General features: G+C 71.3%; 5 protein-coding genes. All 5 read left to right on the forward strand.

All coding sequences use genetic code 11. From position 1 onward, the window contains the following. Positions 1 to 420: 420 nt before the first annotated feature. The 5 genes from ABZ904_RS50020 (at position 421) to rbsD (ending at position 6,399) form a co-directional block, all read left to right on the forward strand. Positions 421 to 1,518, forward strand: a complete 1,098-nt coding sequence (locus ABZ904_RS50020; protein WP_359391480.1) for a LacI family DNA-binding transcriptional regulator — start codon at positions 421 to 423, stop codon at positions 1,516 to 1,518. Then, positions 1,515 to 3,044 carry a sugar ABC transporter ATP-binding protein gene (locus ABZ904_RS50025; RefSeq protein ID WP_359391481.1) on the forward strand — a complete coding sequence of 510 codons (1,530 nt, stop codon included), beginning with the start codon at positions 1,515 to 1,517 and terminating at the stop codon, positions 3,042 to 3,044. The genes ABZ904_RS50020 and ABZ904_RS50025 overlap by 4 nt, the downstream gene beginning before the upstream one ends. Beyond that, positions 3,034 to 4,983, forward strand: a complete 1,950-nt coding sequence (locus ABZ904_RS50030; protein WP_359391482.1) for a substrate-binding domain-containing protein — start codon at positions 3,034 to 3,036, stop codon at positions 4,981 to 4,983. Before ABZ904_RS50025 ends, ABZ904_RS50030 begins: the two co-directional genes overlap by 11 nt. A 130-nt stretch (positions 4,984 to 5,113) precedes the next feature. Further along, entirely contained in the window at positions 5,114 to 6,013 is a 900-nt protein-coding gene (locus ABZ904_RS50035; RefSeq protein WP_360991738.1) for a ribokinase, read from the forward strand. Next, a complete protein-coding gene (gene rbsD / locus ABZ904_RS50040; protein WP_359391484.1) occupies positions 6,010 to 6,399 on the forward strand; it encodes a D-ribose pyranase in 390 nt (129 codons plus the stop codon). Before ABZ904_RS50035 ends, rbsD begins: the two co-directional genes overlap by 4 nt. Positions 6,400 to 6,526: the final 127 nt, after the last annotated feature.

Below are 6,526 nucleotides of genomic sequence, written 5' to 3' on the forward strand. Positions count from 1 at the left end.
GATCAACGTCCCCAGATCCTCGCTCGACCCACGCGAGCCCTTCATCAGCGTCGACAGGGTCTGCGCCCCCATGTCGAACTTCATCGTGCCTCCCCCTGTGGTGAGTTGGTCCCACTGAACGATTCTCCAGTCACCATGTTCACGTCCAGGCGTCGCACTCGCAACCACTTGACGTCACAGCCCCGCTACAGAGGACGGACCGCCTCACAGGCCACGCGGGGCGGCACCACGCCCCCATCAAGCCCCAACGGACGCGGACATGAGACCTGGATCACATGGGTCACAATTCGGTCTCGGCGTCGTCCGCACCCTTGATTCACCTCCATGTAATCGATTCCAATCCTTCCTGTCAGTCATGGAAACGATTCCACGGACTCACACATGCACCCATAACGGATCCACAAGGAGGTGGTCCTGGCGATGGCGAGCATCAAGGACGTCGCCGCCGAGGCGGGCGTTTCCGTCGCCACGGTGTCGCGCGTCCTCAACGACCACCCGTCGGTCAGCGCCGACGCGCGCACCCGCGTGCTGGCCGCCGTCGAGACGCTGGGCTACCGCCCGAACGCCGTCGCCCGGTCCCTGCGCACCGACCAGACCCGCACCCTCGGCCTGGTCATCAGCGACGTACTGAACCCCTACTTCACTCACCTGGCCCGCTCCGTCGAGGAGGAGGCCCGCGCGCTCGGCTACAGCGTGATCATCGGCAACGCCGACGAGCGGCCCGATCTCCAGGACCACCATGTGCGGACCCTGCTGGACCGGCGGATCGACGGACTGCTCGTCTCGCCGACCGACGGCGGGTCGCCGCTCATGCTGGACGCCGCGCGGAGCGGCACGCCCATGGTCTTCGTCGACCGCTGGATCCCGGGCGTCGACGTACCCGTGGTGCGGTCCGACGGAGGCGCCGCCGTCCACGATCTCGTCGCCCATCTGCACGGGCTCGGGCACCGCAGACTCGCGATCATCACGGGGCCCGCGGCGACCACGACCGGCCAGGAGCGCGTCGAGGCCTTCCGGCAGGCCATGGGCGCGTACGGACTTCCCCTGCCGGACGACTACATCGGCCAGGGCGACTTCCAGGCCGAGAGCGGGCGCCGGGCCACGGAGCGGTTCCTCGACCTGGAGGAGCCGCCCGAGGTCGTGTTCGCCGCGGACAACCTGATGGCGCTCGGCGCGCTGGACGCCATCCGGGCGCGCGGGCTGCGGGTCCCGGACGACATCGCGCTCGCCGCGTTCGACGACATCCCGTGGTTCGTGCACACCGCACCGCCGATCACCGCGATCGCCCAGCCCACGGGCGAACTGGGGCACGCCGCCGTGCGCGCGCTGGTCGACCGCATCGAGGGGCGGCCACCGGAGTCCGTCACGCTCCCCGCGTGGCTCGTCGTACGCCGCTCGTGCGGAGAACCCGCTCCCCAGGGGCAGCCCAGGCCGCCCGCCCTCCCAGGGCCATCCGCTCCGCAAGAGCCGCCGGCTCGCACGGAGCCGTCCCCCGCAACGAACAGGAGCCAGTCGTGAGCAACGCGGACGAGTTGCTGCGCATCGAAGGCATACGCAAGACCTTCCCCGGTGTGGTCGCGCTCGACAGTGTCGACTTCGATCTGCGCCGGGGCGAGGTGCATGTGCTGCTCGGTGAGAACGGCGCGGGCAAGAGCACCCTCATCAAGATGCTCTCCGGCGCCTACCGCCCCGACGCCGGGCGGATCCTGGTCGGCGGCGAGGAGGTGCGCATCCACGGTGCGCAGGACTCCGAGCGCCTCGGGATCGCCACCATCTACCAGGAGTTCAACCTCGTTCCCGATCTGACCGTCGCCGAGAACATCTTCCTCGGGCGCCAGCCGCGCCGGCTCGGGATGATCGACCGGAAGAAGATGGAGGCCGACGCCGCCGAACTCCTCGAACGCGTCGGCGTGCAGGTGTCCCCGCGCGCCCGGGTGCGGGAACTCGGCATCGCGCGGCTCCAGATGGTCGAGATCGCCAAGGCGCTGAGCCTGAACGCGCGCGTGCTCATCATGGACGAACCGACGGCGGTGCTCACCTCCGAGGAGGTCGAGAAGCTCTTCGCCATCGTGCGCACACTGCGCGAGGACGGCGTCGGGATCGTGTTCATCACCCATCACCTGGAGGAGATCGCCGCCCTCGGGGACCGGGTGACCGTGATCCGCGACGGCAAGAGCGTCGGGCAGGTTCCGGCCTCCACGCCCGAGGACGAGCTCGTACGCCTCATGGTGGGGCGGTCGATCGAGCAGCAGTACCCGCGTGAACGGCTCCAGGCGGGCACCGCGTTGCTGACCGTCGAGGGGCTCACCCGCGACGGGGTCTTCCACGATGTGTCCTTCGAGGTGCGGGCCGGTGAGGTCGTCGGCATCGCGGGGCTCGTCGGCGCCGGCCGTACGGAGGTCGTGCGGGCCGTGTTCGGTGCCGATCCCTACGACAAGGGCACCGTGCGCGTCGCGGGTGCGGATGTGCGGCGGCACGACGTTACCGCCGCGATGGCGGCCGGGATCGGTCTGGTACCCGAGGACCGCAAGGGCCAGGGACTCGTCCTCGACGCGTCCGTCGAGGAGAACCTGGGGCTTGTGACCATGCGGGCCGCGACCCACGGCGGGCTCGTCGACCGCAGGGGACAGCGAACCGCCGCGGCCGGGGTCGCCGAGCAGCTCGGTGTGCGGATGGCCGGGCTCGCCCAGCATGTGCGCACGCTCTCCGGCGGCAACCAGCAGAAGGTCGTCATCGGCAAGTGGCTGCTTGCCGACACCAAGGTGCTCATCCTCGACGAGCCGACGCGCGGTATCGACGTCGGCGCCAAGGTCGAGATCTACCAGCTGATCAACGAACTCACGGCCGCGGGCGCCGCCGTCCTGATGATCTCCAGTGATCTGCCCGAGGTGCTCGGCATGAGCGACCGGGTCCTGGTGATGGCCCAGGGCCGGATCGCGGGCGAACTGACCGCCGACGAGGCGACCCAGGACTCCGTCATGGCGCTCGCCGTCTCCACACCCACCACATCTGTCAACGGAACGGAGGCCACCCGTGGCCACTGACACGCTCAAGGGCCGAGCGGGCGCCGGTGGCGCCACGGGGGTCCGCCGTCTCCTGCTCGACAACGGCGCGCTGACCGCGCTGATCGTCCTCGTCATCGCGATGTCGGCGCTGTCCGGCGACTTCCTGACGACGGACAACCTGCTCAACATCGGCGTCCAGGCGGCGGTGACCGCCATCCTCGCCTTCGGCGTCACCTTCGTGATCGTCGCGGCGGGCATCGACCTGTCGGTGGGTTCGGTCGCCGCGCTGTCGGCCACGGTCCTCGCCTGGAGTGCCACATCGGCGGGGATACCGGTCGCGATAGCCGTGCTGCTCGCGATCGCCACGGGCCTCGCCTGCGGCCTCGTCAACGGCATCCTGATCTCGTTCGGGAAGCTGCCGCCGTTCATCGCGACGCTCGCCATGCTGTCGGTGGGCCGCGGTCTGTCGCTGGTCATCTCGCAGGGCTCCCCGATCGCCTTCCCCGCCTCCGTCTCCCACCTGGGCGACACGCTCGGCGGCTGGCTGCCGGTGCCGGTCCTGGTCATGGTCATCATGGGGCTGCTGACGGCGTTCGTGCTGGGCCGCACGTACATCGGGCGCTCGATGTACGCGATCGGCGGCAACGAGGAGGCGGCACGTCTGTCGGGCCTGCGGGTGAAGAGGCAGAAGCTCGCGATCTACGCGCTGTCGGGTCTGTTCGCCGCCGCCGCGGGCATCGTGCTCGCCTCGCGTCTGTCGTCGGCGCAGCCGCAGGCCGCCAACGGCTACGAGCTGGACGCGATCGCCGCGGTCGTCATCGGCGGCGCCTCCCTCGCGGGCGGCACCGGCAAGGCGTCCGGCACGCTGATCGGCGCGCTGATCCTGGCGGTGCTGCGCAACGGCCTGAACCTCCTTTCGGTGTCGGCCTTCTGGCAGCAGGTCGTCATCGGTGTCGTGATCGCCCTGGCGGTGCTGCTGGACACCGTGCGGCGCAAGGCGGGGGCCACCCCCGTGGCGGCCGGTACGACGTCCCCTGGCGGCAAGGGCAAGCAGGCGGCGACGTACATCCTGGCCGCCGTGGTCGCGGCGGCCGTGGTGGGCGGGGTCTCCTTCCTGCACGGCGGCTCGTCCTCCACGACGCAGAAGGTCGGCCTGTCGCTCTCCACCCTCAACAACCCCTTCTTCGTGCAGATCAAGTCGGGTGCGCAGGCGGAGGCGAAGAAGCTGGGCGTCGACCTGACCGTCACGGACGCGCAGAACGACGCCTCGCAGCAGGCCAACCAGCTGCAGAACTTCACCAGCGAGGGACTGGGTTCGATCATCGTGAACCCGGTGGACTCGGACGCCGCGGGCCCGTCGGTGCGGGGCGCGAACAAGGCCGGCATCCCCGTCGTGGGTGTCGACCGCGCCGTCAACAAGGCGAACACGGCCGCGCTGGTCGCCTCCGACAACATCGAGGGCGGCAAGCTCGCCGCCAAGGCCCTCGCCGAGAAGCTCGGCGGCCAGGGCAAGATCATCATCCTGCAGGGCCAGGCCGGCACCTCCGCCAGCCGTGAGCGCGGGGCGGGCTTCGCCGAGGGGCTCAAGGCCTACCCGGGCATCCAGGTCCTGGCCAAGCAGCCCGCCGACTTCGACCGGACCAAGGGCCTCGACGTGATGGCGAACCTGCTCCAGGCGCACCCGGACGTCCAGGGCGTGTTCGCCGAGAACGACGAGATGGCGCTCGGCGCGATCAAGGCGCTCGGCTCCAAGGCCGGTACCTCGGTCCAGGTGGTCGGCTTCGACGGCGAGCCCGACGGCCTCGCCGCGGTCAAGGCGGGCACGCTGTATGCCTCGGTGGCGCAGCAGCCGACGCAGCTGGGCCGGATCGCGGTCGACAACGCGCTGCGGGCCGCCGAGGGCAAGAAGGTCGAGCAGACCGTGAAGGTTCCGGTGAAGGTGGTCACGAAGGAGACCGTGGCCGGGTTCAGCGGCTGACCCCCGCGTTCCCCCCGTCGCCACGGCCGGGGGCCGCGCCGCGCGGACGAACGACAGCGCGCGCGGCCCCCGGCCGTGGCACCGGCTTTCATCGCTGTGAGGATCCACGGGGATCCGTTGGGAGACAGTCATGTACGACTACGACCTCCTGGTCGTGGGATCGGCCAACGCCGACCTGGTGATCGGGGTCGAACGGCGCCCGGCGGCCGGGGAGACGGTGCTCGGCTCCGACCTGGTCGTCCACCCGGGCGGCAAGGGCGCCAATCAGGCCGTCGCCGCCGCCCGGCTCGGCGCCCGTACGGCGCTGCTGGCCCGGGTCGGCGACGACGCGCACGGACGACTTCTGCTGGACTCGCAGCGCGTGGCGGGCGTCGACACCGTGGGCGTGCTGGTCGGCGGCGCGCCCACCGGGGTCGCACTGATCACGGTGGACCCGTCGGGGGACAACAGCATCGTGGTCTCGCCGGGCGCCAACGGCCGGCTCGTGCCGAAGGACGTACGGGCGGCGGGCAGCCTGCTGGAGGCGTCCCGCGTGGTCTCGGCGCAGTTGGAGATCCCGCTGGAGACGGTCGTGGAGGTCGTACGGACTCTGCCGTCCGGCACCCGTTTCGTTCTGAACCCCTCACCGCCGAGGCCGCTGCCCGCGGACGTGCTCGCGGCGTGCGACCCGCTGATCGTCAACGAGCACGAGGCACGGGTCATCGCGGGCGACGACCTGGGCGGCACGCCCGAGGACTGGGCGGCCGCGCTGCTGGCGCTCGGCCCCCGATCGGTCGTGGTGACGCTGGGCGCGGAGGGCGCGCTGGTGGCGGACGGCGAGGCCATGACCCGTGTGCCGTCCGTGAAGGTGGAGGCGGTGGACACGACGGGCGCGGGCGACGCGTTCACGGCGGCGCTGGCGTGGCGTCTCGGCACCGGCGAGACGCTCCCGGAGGCGGCGGCGTACGCGGCCCGGGTGGGCGCGGCCGCGGTCACCCGGCCCGGAGCGCAGGAGTCGTTCCCCACCTCGGAGGAGGTGGCGGCGCTGTGAAGAAGCGCGGCATTCTGAACCGTCATCTGGCAGGCGCGCTCGCGGAGCTGGGGCACGGGCAGAGGGTGCTGGTGTGCGACGCGGGCATGCCGATACCGGCGGGCCCGCGTGTGGTGGACCTGGCGTTCCGCGCCGGGGTGCCCTCCTTCGCCGAGGTGCTGGACGGCCTGCTGGACGAACTGGTGGTGGAGGGGGCGACGGCGGCGCACGAGGTGCGGGACGCGAACCCCGAGGCCTCGTCCCTGCTCCGGGCCCGCTTCCCGGACCTCGAACTGATACCGCACGAGCAGCTCAAGGAGCTGACGGCGGGCGCACACCTGGTCGTCCGCACCGGTGAGGCCCGCCCGTACGCGAACGTGCTGCTGCGCTGCGGGGTCTTCTTCTAGCGGCCGTTCAGAGCGCCGGGAAAGCCGGGTGTACGCCGACCTGCCGCTCAGCTGGCGCTCGGCGGCCCGCCGGGGCCGGTGAGCGGCGGGAACGATTCGAGGGGGGCCGGGGGGGGGTGCGGGGGCG

Origin of the sequence: Streptomyces sp. NPDC046900, from assembly GCF_040644975.1 — a bacterium.
Classification (GTDB): Bacteria; Actinomycetota; Actinomycetes; order Streptomycetales; family Streptomycetaceae; genus Streptomyces.

What these genes read in the sequence shown, in the direction of transcription:
- ABZ904_RS50020 (WP_359391480.1), top strand. Translation starts at nt 421, where the DNA reads ATGGCGAGCATCAAGGACGTCGCCGCCGAGGCGGGCGTTTCCGTCGCC.
- ABZ904_RS50035 (WP_360991738.1), top strand. Translation starts at nt 5,114, where the DNA reads ATGTACGACTACGACCTCCTGGTCGTGGGATCGGCCAACGCCGACCTG.